The 13,965-nt window shown below is 71.9% G+C and carries 7 protein-coding genes; 3 read left to right on the top strand and 4 right to left on the bottom strand.

Annotated features, from left to right (window positions below):
* Nucleotides 1–289: 289 nt before the first annotated feature.
* From ACIPAE_RS35820 to ACIPAE_RS35810, 3 genes are all read right to left on the bottom strand, one after another.
* On the bottom strand, nucleotides 290–1,531 hold the full coding sequence (locus ACIPAE_RS35820) for an IS4 family transposase (protein ID WP_402451076.1): 1,242 nt from the start codon (nucleotides 1,529–1,531) through the stop codon (nucleotides 290–292).
* Between the two features lie 45 nt (nucleotides 1,532–1,576).
* Nucleotides 1,577–5,254: a S41 family peptidase gene (locus tag ACIPAE_RS35815; RefSeq protein ID WP_402451074.1), complete on the bottom strand. Its 3,678-nt coding sequence runs from the start codon at nucleotides 5,252–5,254 to the stop codon at nucleotides 1,577–1,579.
* A gap of 188 nt (nucleotides 5,255–5,442) precedes the next feature.
* Nucleotides 5,443–7,131 (bottom strand): FAD-binding dehydrogenase, encoded by a 1,689-nt coding sequence (locus tag ACIPAE_RS35810; RefSeq protein WP_329368490.1) that lies wholly within the window; start codon nucleotides 7,129–7,131, stop codon nucleotides 5,443–5,445.
* 692 nt (nucleotides 7,132–7,823) lie between these two features.
* Here ACIPAE_RS35810 and ACIPAE_RS35805 point away from each other — a divergent pair.
* From ACIPAE_RS35805 to ACIPAE_RS35795, 3 genes are all read left to right on the top strand, one after another.
* Nucleotides 7,824–9,599 (top strand): glycoside hydrolase family 6 protein, encoded by a 1,776-nt coding sequence (locus ACIPAE_RS35805; RefSeq protein WP_366412746.1) that lies wholly within the window; start codon nucleotides 7,824–7,826, stop codon nucleotides 9,597–9,599.
* A 173-nt stretch (nucleotides 9,600–9,772) separates the two neighbouring features.
* On the top strand, nucleotides 9,773–11,128 hold the full coding sequence (locus tag ACIPAE_RS35800) for a serine hydrolase domain-containing protein (protein ID WP_402451070.1): 1,356 nt from the start codon (nucleotides 9,773–9,775) through the stop codon (nucleotides 11,126–11,128).
* A gap of 4 nt (nucleotides 11,129–11,132) precedes the next feature.
* Nucleotides 11,133–11,921 (top strand): SDR family NAD(P)-dependent oxidoreductase, encoded by a 789-nt coding sequence (locus tag ACIPAE_RS35795; RefSeq protein WP_402451068.1) that lies wholly within the window; start codon nucleotides 11,133–11,135, stop codon nucleotides 11,919–11,921.
* Between the two features lie 125 nt (nucleotides 11,922–12,046).
* Here ACIPAE_RS35795 and ACIPAE_RS35790 read toward each other — a convergent pair whose 3' ends face one another.
* Nucleotides 12,047–13,756 carry a dolichyl-phosphate-mannose--protein mannosyltransferase gene (locus ACIPAE_RS35790; RefSeq protein ID WP_402451090.1) on the bottom strand — a complete coding sequence of 570 codons (1,710 nt, stop codon included), beginning with the start codon at nucleotides 13,754–13,756 and terminating at the stop codon, nucleotides 12,047–12,049.
* Between the last annotated feature and the right edge of the window lie 209 nt (nucleotides 13,757–13,965).

Below are 13,965 nucleotides of genomic sequence, written 5' to 3'. Positions count from 1 at the left end.
CGAGGACAACCCTCCGCCTTGCGATCGCACGCACCAGACGCCACGGGCCCCGCCCTTTGGGCGGACGGCGCTACTTCCAAAACACGGCCTAGGCGCAATACCGGTGATTTAGGTTATTTTCCGGCGGGTTGGGTTGGTTTTGGTCGGGCCGACCAGTTGGACGGTGGGGGTGTTGGGGCGGGGCGGGTGGTTGTGCTCGGCTCGTTTCAGTGCCCAGTTCGACATCTTGCGTTTGATGACGCGGGGGTTGGAGCGTGGCCGCCGTGCGGGTAGGGGCCGTTCGGTGATTTCACGCAGACTCTGTCTGAGTGTGTGGGTCAGGCGGGAGGGGGGAAAGCGCCGCCTGCCCGGTGACGTGGCGGCGGACGATGCGCAGGGTGCGGGTGAAGGAGATCCGGTCGGGGTCGTGTCCGGCGTGTATGGCGGCGTGATGCATGAGGTCCCGTAGGGCGTGGTGGACCAGCAGGAACGCGAAGATCTCCTGTTCGACCCCGCGGGGGTGCTGGGAGCGCAATACGATCCCGGGGCTGCCCTGATGGTTCTTGATCTCATCGAGTGTGTTCTCGATCTCCCAGCGCTGGGCGTAGAGGGCGGCGAGTTCGCCCGCCGGGGCGTCGGCGGGGTCGAGGATGGTGGTGATCAGCCGGTAGACGTCCCCGTCAGCCCCGCCCGGACCGAGCGTGTACTCGATCACTCGAACCTGTTCGGGGTCGGCTCGGCGGTGTTTGTCTCGGGTGGCGACGATCTGCGAGAGATAAGAGCCGTCCTCCAACGCGGCCAGGACCGGCAGCACGATGACGCTCCGCACCCGCCACAGCAGGTCAGCGCCTCCGGCCTTGGCCGCCCGCCACAGGTCCAAGCCGCAAAAACCCCGGTCGGCCAGTACGAGCATGTCCCCGGTCAAAGCAGGGAAGATCCGCCGGGCCAGGGCGGTCTCATGCACCGACAACGGGCCGGCCTCAGCCGCGAACACGGCATGGGTGCCGCACTCGGCCAAGGCCGCTACTCTCACCTGTGGATACGCGCTCCTGCCCTGCCCGCGGCTGCTGCCCGGACGCCCGAAGAACTCCGCGTTCGCGGCCGTGTCCGGCACGTCGAAGACGGTGCCGTCCACCGCGACCAGCCGCCACCGGCCATACCAGGCACCCGGGGTCCGCGGGACCGCCACCGGTCGGCAGACCCGGTCGAACAAGACCCGCAACGGCTCCGGCCCCAGCCGCAGACGCGCACGGCCGATCGCCCCGGTGGTCGGCACCCGCCAGGCCTTCACCCAACGGCCCTCACGCTCCAGCCCCTGCACCAACAACCGGGCCACCTCCTCGTAGCCCTGCCCGAAGAACAGGCACATCGCCAGGACGAAATACATCACCACCCGAGCCGGCAACAGCCGGTTCCGCTGCTCGACCCGACCACACTCGGCGACGACCTCGTCGATCAACTCGGGCGGGAAAGCCCGCGTGAGCACCCCCAACGCGATCCGATCCGAGAACCGCTCAACCCCCGACGACTTCACCTGTCCAGGCCTTGGCACACACCGACCAACGACCAGACACCACCAAAGTCACCAGTATTGGGCCTAGGCGCGCGGAGGAAGCGGCGGGCGGGCGCGGTTGGGGCGGGAGGACAGGTCGGGCGGTACCGCAGCGGGGTGTTCGCCGAGCAGGGACAGCGCCTCGCGTACGGCGACGGCGAGTTGGCCGTGCCTGCCCTCGGCCCAGTCCAGCGGCGTGCGCAGGCACTCGATGTCGGGCGCGACACCATGGTTCTCGATGGACCAGCCGTAGGCGTCGAACCAGGCGGCGTTCATCGGGACGGTGATGACCGTGTTGTCACCCAGGCGGTGGCGGCCGGTCATACCGACCACGCCGCCCCAGGTGCGCAGGCCGACCACCGGGCCGAGCCGCAGCAGTTTGAAGGCCGCGGTGATCATGTCGCCGTCGGACGACGTGGCCTCGTCGGCGACCGCGACCACCGGGCCGCGGGGGGCGTTGCCGGCGTAGGAGACGGGCTGCGCGTTGCGCGTGACGTCCCAACCGAGCACCGTACGGGTGAGCTTCTCGATGACCAACTCGCTGATGTTGCCGCCGGCGTTGCCGCGCACATCCACCAGCAGGGCGTCGTAGGCGACTTCCTTGCGCAGGTCGCGGTTGAACTGCGCCCAGCCCGAGCCGCCCATGTCGGGGATGTGCAGATAACCGCAGCGGCCGCCGCTCAGGTGCCGGACGACGCTGCGCCGCTTGGCCACCCAGTGCTGGTAGCGCAGCGGCCGTTCGTCGACCAGGGGCACCACGGCGATCCGGCGGGGCGCGCCGCGGCCGCCGGGCGGGGTGAAGGTCAGTTCCACGGTGGTGCCGCCCGCGCCCGACAGCAGCGGGTACGGGCCCGCTTGCGGGTCGACGCGGCGGCCGTCGATGTGGGTGAGGATCGCGCCCTCGCGGATGCCGGTGCCGGCCAGCGGCGAGCGCGCCTTGGAGTCGGACGACTCGCCGGGCAGGATGCGGGCGACGGTCCAGGTGCCGTCCTTGTTGTGCTGGAAGTCGGCGCCCAGCAGGCCGATGGGGCGCTGGTAGTGCGGCGGCCCCTCGTTGCGGCGGGCGGGCTGAACGTAGGCGTGCGAGGTGCCGAGTTCGCCGAGCACCTCGCGCAGCAGGTCGGCGAACTCGTCGGGGGTGGCGACGTGTTCGACCAGGGGCCGGTACTGGTCGAGGATCGCCGGCCAGTCCACGCCGCACATGTCGGGCGCCCAGAAGTAGTCGCGGATGAGGCGGCCGGCCTCCGCGTACGACTGGCGCCACTCGGCGGTCGGTTCCACCTCGTGCAGGATGCGGCGCATGTCGACGTAGACGGTGGAGTCGTCGTCGCCGCGCTCGGTGGCGGGCAGGACGGCGAGTTCGCCCTCGTCGAAGACGGCCAGCCGCAGGCCGTCGCCGCTGACGGCGTACCAGTCCATGTGGCGGACGAGTTCGGTGCGCTTGGACTTGCCGAGGTTGAAGTGCTCCAGGGTGGGGCGGGCCGACGGGTCGGTCGGGTTGACGAACGTTTCGCCGAGCGCACCGGAGATCGGCCACCGCAGCCACACCAGACCGCCCTGTACGGGCTCCAGAGCGCTGTACTTGGACGCGGCCACCGGGAAGGGCGTCACCCTGCTGGGAAGCCCCTCAGCCTCCACCACTACCGGTCCGTCGCCGCCGCCCTCGCCCGGGTCCAGACCGGTGCCGACCGGGCTGCCGTCGACCCGCAGCGCGAACGGTGACGGCGTGGCGGAGTTGAGTGGCACCAGGTACGGGCGGCAGCCCAGAGGGAAGGACAGGTCGCCGGTGTGGACGTCGTACACCGGGTCGAAGCCGCGCCATGACAAGAAGGCCAGGTAGCGGCCGTCCCGGGTGAAGACGGGCTGCTCGTCCTCGAAACGGCCGTTGGTGACGTCGATGATCGTATGGTCGGCGAGCCGGGCGATCTTGATGGAGCGAAGCGAGCGTCCGACGCCAGGGTGCGACCAGGTCAGCCACGCCGAGTCGGGGGAGAAGGCGAGGTTGCGGACCGGGCCGTTGGTGGAGCGGACAAGCTCGTCGACCGCGCCGGTCACCACGGGTGGGCGGGGCGGGCCGTATTCGTCGTCGGTGTCGCCTTCGCCGGTGGCGACGAGCAGCAGCCGACCGTCGTGGGAGGCGACGGCGAGGACGGCGCCGTCGGGTGAGGAGACCATCTCGGTGACGCGGCCCAGACGCCCGACGGCCAGCCGCGCGTGGGGGGTGTCGGGCGCGTCGCCGAACGGGCTCGGGTGGGTGGCGCCACCGGTACCGCGCTGTCGCCCGCCGCCCCTGCCGCCGCCTTCGCCGTCCGCCTCCTCCTGGCCGTCGTCCGGGCCGTCCTCGCTGCTGCCAGGGGCGTACGACTGGGAGCTCGCGTCACCCGCGCGGGTGACCTCGCCCGGCGTCACATCCGCGCCCGCCGGCCCACTCGTACGGGTGAGGTCGCTGGTCCAGCGGACCGGCCCGCCGATGGTGCGCCCGCCGACCGGGACGACGTCGACATCGGCGTCCGCGTCGGCGCCGGCGCCGGCCCGCGGGGCGAAGGCGAGTTCGGCGGTGAAGTCGCCGGGAACGTCACCCGCGCCCTCGGGGCCGCGGGTCAGCGCCCGGGAGGCGCGCCCCGGCAGGTGGGCGAGTTCGATGCCGTCCTCGCCCTCGCCGTCGGTGACATAGGCGACCAGACCGGTGTCGCCGAGCATCTCCGGCAGGCGCACCCGGGCACCGGGGACGTCGCTGATGGTGCGGGCCGGGCCGTCGCGGTGGGTGAGCCAGTACAGGCTGCCGCGTACGCAGACGGCACTGGCGCGGCCGGTGCGGTCCATGGCCAGGCCGTCGAGGTTCGCGGCGGCCGGCACCTGGTAGGGGCGGCGCCCGCTGCGCGGTCCGCCGAGGCGGACGTCCAGGCGTCGGGGCTCGGCATCGGCGGCCAGGTCGTCGACGAGCCACAGGGAGCCCGCGCACTGGTAGACGACACGGTTGCCGTCGGTGGCGGCGGAGCGCGCGTAGAAGTCGGCGTGGTCGGTGTGGCGGCGCAGGTCGCTGCCGTCGGGACGGCAGGAGTACAGGTTGCCGATGCCCTCGTGGTCGGAGAGGAACGCGATGCGGCCGGCGACGAACATCGGGGAGGCCAGATGGCCGTCGAGATCGGGCACGAGCCGCTCGCCGTGCAGCCACAGGCGGCCGGTGGCGCCGCCGCGGTAGCGCTTCCAGGCGTGCGGTTCGTGCGGCGGGGTGCCGGTGAGCAGCAGGGTGCGGCGCTCCCCGTCGTCGCAGTCGTGCACGGCGATGTCGGAGACCGGCCCCCAGGGCAGCGGACCGCCGGGCTCGTGCTCGGTCGGCACGCTGTGTGCCCAGGTGTGGTAGGCGAACGGCTGCCCGTGCGACGACACCGCCAGGATGTCGCCGTCCGGCGTCCAGGAGCACACCCGGGTGTCGGAACTGCCCCAGAACGTCAGCCGCCGCGGGGCGCCTCCGTCCACGGGGACGACGTACACCTCGGGGTCAAGGCTCCGCCAGGTGGTGAAGGCGATGGAGGTGCCGTCGGGCGAGAGGCGGGGGACGCCCACTCTCGTGCGGTCGGCGGTCACCCGCCAGGCGCGGCCGGGCGGCGCACCCGGTGGCCCGAGCGGGGCCACCCAGATGTCGTCCTCCGCGGCGAAGCAGAGCAGGTCGCCGTGCAGGTGCGGGAACCGGAGGTACGCGCCGTCGCTCACCTCACCCATGGTTCGGGGCGCCCGCGGGACGGGCAACTTTTCACGCCGTCGCACGCCCCCGGGCTGCCTCCGTACGCCCCGCGCCGGGCATGCGGACGCGGGGGCGTACGGAGGCAGCGGCGGGGCCCGCACCTGGAGTGGCACGCACGCCTGCGTCCCGCGCGCTGTGCATGCCTACGCGTGCCGACGACGCGTGCCTACGACGTGGCGCGGGCCGCCGCGCGTCCCGCCGTACGGCCCGAGAACAGGCAGCCGCCGAGGAACGTGCCCTCCAACGAGCGGTAGCCGTGCATGCCGCCGCCGCCGAAACCGGCCGCCTCGCCCGCCGCGTACAGGCCCGCCAGGGGCGCGCCGCGGCCGCCGGCGCCCTCGTCGCCGCCGGGAGCGGTTCCGGCCAGCACACGGCCGTCCAGGTCCGTTTCCAGGCCGCCCAGCGACTTGCGGGTGAGGATGTTGAGCCGGACCGCGATCAGCGGGCCGGCCTTCGGGTCGAGCAGGCGGTGCGGGGAGGCGGTGCGCACCAGCTTGTCGCCGATGTAGTTGCGGGCGCCGCGGATCGCGGTCACCTGGAGGTCCTTGGTGTAGGTGTTGGCGATCTCCCGGTCGCGGGCCTCGATCTCGCCGCGCAGCGCGGCCTCGTCGATGAGCCCGTCGCCGGTGACCGCGTTCATGCCGCGCACCAGGGCGCCGAGGTCGCGCTCGACCACGAAGTCGACGCCGTGCTGCTTGAACGCCTCGACCGGCCCCGGGGCGCCGGGCAGCACCCGCTTGAGCACCTCGCGCACGCTCTTGCCGGTCAGGTCCGGGTTCTGCTCGGAGCCCGACAGCGCGAACTCCTTCTCGATGATCTTCTGGGTGAGGACGAACCACGTGTACTCGTGCCCGGTGCCCATGATGTGCTCCAGGGTGCCGAGCGTGTCGAAGCCGGGGAAGTACGGCACCGGCAGCCGCTTGCCGGTCGCGTCGAGCCACAGGGACGACGGGCCGGGCAGGATGCGGATGCCGTGCCGGGCCCAGATCGGATTCCAGTTCTCGATGCCCTCGGTGTAGTGCCACATGCGGTCGCCGTTGATCAGACGGCCGCCCGCCGCCTCGGTGACGCCCAGCATCAGGCCGTCGACGTGCGCGGGGACTCCGGACAGCAGCTTGGCCGGCGGGGTGCCCAGGCGCTCGGGCCAGGCGGCGCGCACCAGGTCGTGGTTGCCGCCGATGCCTCCGGATGTGACCACCACGGCCTGCGCGCGCAGTTCGAAGGCACCCGTCACCTCACGGGAACTGGCCACGCCGCGCGGTACGCCACTGGGCGCCAGCACCTCGCCCGCCACACCGTCCACGGCGCCGCCGGTCTTGGTCAGGGCCGTCACCCGGTGCCGGAAGCGCAACTCGACGCGGCCGCCGGCGACCGCGTCGCGTACCCGCTGCTCGAAGGGCGCGACGACGCCCGGGCCGGTGCCCCAGGTGATGTGGAAGCGCGGCACCGAGTTGCCGGGGCCGGTCGCGAGGAAGCCGCCGCGTTCGGCCCAGCCGACCACCGGGAAGACCCGCAGGCCGCGTTCGTGCAGCCAGGCGCGCTTCTCACCGGCGGCGAAGTGCACGTACGCCTCCGCCCAGCGCCGCGGCCAGTGGTCCTCGGGGCGGTCGAAGCCGGCGGTGCCGAGCCAGTCCTGCCAGGCCAGGTCCGCGCTGTCCTTGATCCGCATCCGGCGCTGCTCGGGAGAGTCGACGAAGAACAGCCCGCCGAACGACCAGAACGCCTGGCCGCCCAGCGACGTCTCCGGCTCCTGGTCGACGAGGATCACCTTGCGGCCCGCCTCGGCCAGTTCCACCGTGGCGACCAGCCCGGCCAACCCCGCGCCCACCACCACGACGTCCGCGTCCAGCGCCATCGACCCGCTCCCTCGGTCATCCTTACTCGCCGGTAGAAACCTTAGGGCAGCACGTTACGCGAGCACGCTCCCGCGGTCAGGGGTTGTGGCGAACCCGGCTTCGAGGCTCCTCGGGCGGAAGGCCCGGACGTATCCGCGACCGGCCGGCGCGCACCCCGGATCGGCGACAGAGAGTGACGGGCGGCGGGAGTCGCGGGGCAGGGGAGCGGTGGGCGGGATGCGTACGACGCGTGCGCCTCAGCGGCATGCGACGCATGGGTGTGATGCCGAGATGAGGGCACGCGCCGAGCACATGATGTGCCCGCGAACCCACTCGTTCAGGTGACCTGACGGCCTGTCCGCCGGCGCCCGCGACCTCACCCGTACGGCCGCGGGAGCCTGATCGGTCGGCTGCCTGACAGTTCGTCAATCAGCGGTTCTGTAAATCTATTGACGGTACGCCAACGATCTCGCCCGCGGCCCATGCGGCCGCATCCGGCTCGCGCCCTGCGGCGGCGTGCCGTGACCTGGGTGGCGACCGGCGCCTGTGTCCTCGTCGTGTTTCAAGCATTGACAGGAGCGGGGTGGCTCCCCACTATGGGAGCGCTCCCACGTTAAGAGCGTGTAACTCCACACCGCACCAACGGCACCACCTCCCATGACCTTTCGACGGAGCTTCGAAGGTCCATCCCCCCAATGGAGGTCGTTCGCACATGGCAGTTCCGATAATCCGACGCAGAACAGCCGCACTGGCCGCAGGGGCGCTCGTCGTCGCCTCCGGCGCGGTCGCGGCCGCGTTGAGCAGTACCACCGCCCAGGCGGCGTCCAGCGCCTGCACGGTCGACTACACCGTGTCGTCCCAGTGGGACAGCGGCTTCACCGCCTCCGTGACGGTCACCAACAACGGCGCGGCGACCACCAGCTGGAAGGTCGGCTGGTCGTTCGCCGGAAACCAGAAGGTGACGCAGGGCTGGAGCGCCGACATCAGCCAGTCCGGCTCGGACGTCACCGCGTCCAGCCTCTCCTACAACGGCACGCTGGCGTCCGGCGGAAGCGTCGACTTCGGCTTCAACGGCTCCTACAGCGGGGCCAACGCGGTTCCGACGGCGTTCACCCTCAACGGCGTCGCGTGCGGTGCCGCGGGCGGCGACGGCGGCACCACGGGCGGCGGGACCACCACCCCGCCGACGACTCCCCCCACCACACCCCCGACCACCCCGCCGAGCGGCGGCGACGGCCAGCGGGTGGACAACCCGTACGTGGGGGCGAAGGGATACGTCAACCCGGAGTGGTCGTCCGAGGCGTCCGCTGACGGCGGCGCCGCGATCGCGGACGAGTCGACCGCGGTCTGGCTGGACCGGATCGCCGCGATCAACGGCGTCGACGGCGCGATGGGCCTCAAGGACCACCTCGACGAGGCGGTCGCCCAGGCCAACGGCCAGCCGCTGACCGTGGAGTTCGTCATCTACGACCTGCCCGGCCGCGACTGCGCCGCGCTCGCCTCCAACGGCGAGCTGGGCCCGGACGACCTGTCGACGTACGAGACGCAGTACATCGACCCGATCGCGTCGATCATGTCGGACCCGGCGTACGCGAACCTGCGGATCGTCAACATCATCGAGCCGGACTCGCTGCCGAACATCGTCACCAACGCCAGCGGCGAGGCGGGTTCCACCGCCGCCTGCGCGACGATGAAGCAGAACGGCAACTACGAGAAGGGCGTCGGCTACGCGCTCGCCAAGCTCGGCGCGCTGTCCAACACCTACAACTACATCGACGCCGGTCACCACGCGTGGCTCGGCTGGGACAGCAACTTCGTCCCCGCCGCGCAGGAGTTCCTGAAGGCCGCCACCACCAGTGGCGCCACCGTCCACGACGTACAGGGCTTCATCACCAACACGGCGAACTACAGCGCCACCGTGGAGCCCAACTTCAAGGTGACCGACAACGTCAACGGCACCACGGTGCGGCAGTCCAAGTGGGTCGACTGGAACAACTACGTCGACGAGCAGTCCTACGCCACCGCGCTGCGCACCGAACTGGTCAGCGTCGGCTTCGACAGCACCATCGGCATGCTGATCGACACCGGCCGCAACGGCTGGGGCGGCACCTCCCGGCCCACCGCCCCCGGCGCCACCACCAGCGTGGACACCTACGTCGACGGCGGACGGATCGACCGGCGCATCCACGCCGGCAACTGGTGCAACCAGTCCGGTGCCGGCATCGGCGAGCGCCCGACCGCGGCCCCGGCCGCGGGGCTGGACGCCTACGTGTGGATCAAGCCTCCGGGCGAGTCGGACGGTTCGAGCAAGGCCATCGCCAACGACGAGGGCAAGGGCTTCGACCAGATGTGCGACCCGACCTACGGCGGCAACGCGCGCAACGGCAACAACCCGACCGGCGCGCTGCCGGACTCGCCGCTCGCGGGCCACTGGTTCTCGGCGCAGTTCCACCAGCTCCTGCAGAACGCGTACCCGCCGCTGTCGTAGCACCTGGCAGGTAGGCAGCGGAACCCCCCACCGGGCCCGTGACGGGGCCGCTCCCGGGTCGCCACGACCGGGACGGTCCCGCTACGGGCCCGCCGCGTGCCCTCGCCCGCCGGTTCGTACGATCGGGGAGTACGGGGACGGGTGGGGGCGGGTGTTTCGGGAGGCGGCAGAAGATGAACGGCGAGGGCGGCGGCATCCGCGGCGCAGGCGGCGGTGACCGTGCCGCGGAAGGCGCAGGCGGTTCGCACGGTTCGGACGGTCCGGGCGGTGTCGTGGTGCACGGGACGGTCGCGGACGGCTGGGAGCCGGTGCGGGACGCCTTCGCGGACAACTTCCTGCGGCGCGGGGACGTCGGGGCGGCCGTGGCGCTCCACCACGAGGGCCGGCCGGTGGTGGACCTGTGGGCCGGGCGTACCGGCTTCGACGGCGGCGGGCCGTGGGAACGGCGGACCGCGCAGGTCGTCAGGTCGGCGGGCAAGGGGGTGGCGGCGGTGTGCCTGCTGCTGCTCCACCAGCGCGGGCAACTGGACCTCGACGCGCCCGTGGCCACGTACTGGGCCGAGTTCAAGGCGGCGGGCAAGGACCGGGTGACGGTGCGGGACGTGCTGGCGCACCGGGCCGGGGTGCCCGCGCTGGACACACCGCTCACCCCGCGGGAGGCGGTCGACGGGGTGTCGGGGCCGCGGGCGGTGGCCGCGCAGGCGCCGCTGTTCGTGCCGGGACGCGAGCACGGGTACCACGCGCAGACCTTCAGCTGGCTGGTCGGGGAACTGGTGCTGCGGGTCTCCGGTCGGACTGTCGGACAGTACGTCGCCGAGGAGGTCGCCGGGCCGCTCGGCCTCGACCTGTGGCTGGGGCTGCCCGCGGACCAGGAGCACCGGGTCGGCCGGATCGGGCCTGTCGCCACGCCTGAACCGCCCGCGTCCGGCGGGCTGCGGGCCCGTCCCAAGCGCACCGTGCAGGACGCCTACGCCGACCCCGCGTCGCTGACCACCCGGGCTTTCGCCGCGATCACCCCGTTGCCGGACGAGAACGACCCCGGCTACCGGGCCGGCCAGCTGGCGGGTTCCGGCACGATCGCGACCGCGCGGTCGCTGGCGCGCTGCTACGCGGCGCTGGTCGGCGACGTCGAGCAGGGCGAGCAGGGCGGGCAGGGCGGGCAGGGCGAGCAGGGCGAGCAGGCCCGTGCCGTCGAGCAGGGCGGGCCCGTCGCGGCGAGCCAGGGCGGGGGCCGGCGGCTGTTCGCGCCCGGCACGCTGGCGGCCGCGCGCACCGTGGAGGCGGACGGGCCCGACCGGGTGCTGGTGGTCAACACCCGTTTCGGGCTGGGCTTCATGCTGCACGGTCCGGCCTCGCCGCTGCTGGCTGCGGGTTCGTTCGGGCATCCGGGGCGCGGCGGGTCGCTGGGGTTCGCCGATCCCGAGGCCGGGATCGGCTTCGCGTACGTCACCAACGGGATGCAGCGCAACGTGACCGCGGATGCGCGTGCACAAGCTCTGGTCAGGGCTGTTCGGCAGTGCCTACGCTGACCGGATGACTGAACGCTTCGACGGCTACGGCGTGGTGGTGACGGGGGCGGCCCGTGGGATCGGTGAGGCGACGGCGCGCAGGTTCGCCGCCGAGGGCGCGGGGGTGCTGATCGCCGACCTGGACGGGGTGGCGGCTTCGCGTACGGCCGCCGCGATCCGGGCGGACGGCGGACGGGCGGAGGCGGTGCGCTGCGATGTGGCGGAACGGGCGTCGGTGGACGCGGCGATCACCCGCGCGGTGGACGTGTTCGGCACGCTGGACGTGCTGGTCAACAACGCCTACTCCTGCGGCGAGCACCATGAGGACTTCACCCTGGAGAGTGACGAGGAGTGGCAGCGCGACCTGGATGTCACCCTCAGCGGTGCGATGAGATGTTCGCGCGCCGCTCTTCCCCATCTGATGAACGCACCGCGCCGACGTGGCGCGATCGTCAACATCGGTTCGGTCAACGGGTTGTCGTACTTCGGCAACCACTCCTACAGCGCGGCGAAGGCGGGCCTGGTCTCGCTCACCCGCACCCTCGCGGTGCACGCGGCGCCGGACGGGGTCCGGGTCAACCTCGTGGCGCCCGGCACGATCCGCACCCCGGCGTGGGCCGGCCGCGAGGAGATCCTCACGAAGGCCGCCGGGTCGTATCCGCTGGGGCGGATCGGTGAGCCCACCGACATCGCGGCGGCCGTCGCGTTCCTGGCGTCGCGGGACGCCGCCTGGATCACCGGGGTCACCTTGCCGGTGGACGGCGGGATTCTGAACAGCAATGCGGGTTTCACGGACGCGTTGGCGGCTGAGTGAGGCGAGGCCGGCCGCGCACCTCCTGAAGACCTCAGGTCCTCAGGTCCCCAGGTCCTCATGTCCTGAAGTCCTCAGGTCCTGCTGAGGTCTTCAGGACCTGAGGACATCCGCGTACCGGGCTCCGGTCAGATCCACGAGTCCAGCCACATCCGGGCCTGCCAGGAGTGGTAGGGGATCGTCATGCCCGTGTAGATCGGGAAGAAGTAGATGAAGTTCCAGATGATGAGCAGCACCAGGGTGCCCGCGCCCACCGCGCCCCACATACGTCTGCTCTCGGTGGCCCCGCGTGGACCGAGGAAGGCGCCGATCATCATGGTGACGGCCAGGCACAGGTAGGGCACGAAGGCGACCGCGTAGAAGTAGAAGATCGTGCGGTCCTGGTAGTGGAACCAGGGGAGCAGGCCGGCGCCGGCCGCGCAGAGGATGGCGCCCGCCCGCCAGTCGCGCCGGGCGATCCACCGGTAGAGCAGGTAGACCAGGGCGAAGCAGGCCGACCACCACAGCAGCGGGGTGCCCAGGGCGAGGATCTCGCGGGCGCAGCCCTCGGAGGCGGTGCAGCCGTCCTGCCCGTACTTGGGCGACTCGAAGTAGTACGAGACCGGCCGCCCGAGGACCAGCCAGCTCCAGGGGTTGGACTCGTACGGGTGGTAGGCGTGCAGGCCGACGTTGAACTTGTAGACGTCGTGTTCGTAGTGCCACAGGCTGCGAAGGGGCGCCGGGATGAAGGACCAGAAGCCGCCGCGGCCGTCCGCCCAGTGCCGGTCGTAGGCGTCGCTGGACATGAACCAGCCGGTCCAGGTGATCAGGTAGGTCACCACGGCGACCGGCAGCATCGTCAGCACCGACCAGCCGAGATCCTTGCGCAGGACGGCCAGGTACGGGCTGCGGGAGCCGGCGACGCGCCGCGAGCCGACGTCCCACAGCACCGTCAGGATCATGAAGAAGGCCAGGAAGTACATGCCGTTCCACTTGCTGGAAGCGGCGAGGCCCAGGAGGACGGCGGCGGCGATGCGCCAGGGGCGCCAGCCCATGCCCTGGCGGGAGGCGGTGGCGTCGTCGGGCCCGGCGAAACCGTCCTCACCGACCGGCAGGGCGGCCGCGAGGCGGCCTCTGGCCCAGTCGCGGTCGACCAGCAGGCAGCCGAACGCGGCCAGTGCGAAGAACATGATGACGAGGTCGAGCAGCGCGATCCGGCTCATCACGAACTCGAGGCCGTCCACGGCCATCAAGGTGCCCGCGATGCAGCCGAGCGCGGTGGAGCGGAACAGCCGGCGGCCGATCCGGCAGAGCATGAGCACCGCCAGGGTGCCGAGCACGGCCATCATGAAGCGCCAGCCGAAGGGGTTCAGCCCGAAGATCCACTCGCCGAACCCGATGATCCACTTGCCGGTGGGCGGGTGCACGACGTAGCTGCCGACCTTGGACAGCGGGATGACCTGCGGGTGCGCGAGGATCTCCGGGTTGGAGACCTTGCCGTCCGGCCACGTGCCCTCGTAGCCGTACTTGATCATCGACCAGGCGTCCTTGGCGTAGTACGTCTCGTCGAAGACGACATCGCGCGGGCTGCCCAGGCGCCAGAAGCGCAGGCCGCCCGCGAGGACGGCGACCATGATCGGGCCGAGCCAGCCGGACCACTTCGCGGCCAGGTGGGCGAGGCGCGGGCCGAGGCCGAGCATCTGCCAGATCCTGGTGCCGGGTTCGGGAAACGGCGGGACCAGGCGCTCGCGGGTGTCGGTCCGGGGCGGTTCGACGTGCCCGAAACCGCGCAGCCGCCGCGCCCACGCGCTCGGCTCCGCCTGTGCCCGGACGCCCTCTGGGGCACGGTCCTGCGCCACGGTCTCACTCGTCACCGGCCCATCGTAGGGAAAGCGTCTGAGATTGCGATGAGCTGTCCGCACCCGGGGCGGCTTTGTCCGGTAATCCGAGCGCGGAGCCGGCCCCCGGGCCGCGCCTAGACTCAAGCCGTGACCAGCTCATCCGAAGATCCGTCCGACCGCACGGCCCGGCACACGTCCCAGCACGCGGCCCGGCAAGCGGAGCGGAG

The sequence above is a fragment of the Streptomyces sp. NPDC087270 genome, assembly GCF_044744625.1.
Classification (GTDB): Bacteria; Actinomycetota; Actinomycetes; order Streptomycetales; family Streptomycetaceae; genus Actinacidiphila.
This window is presented reverse-complemented; position numbering and strand designations above follow the sequence as displayed.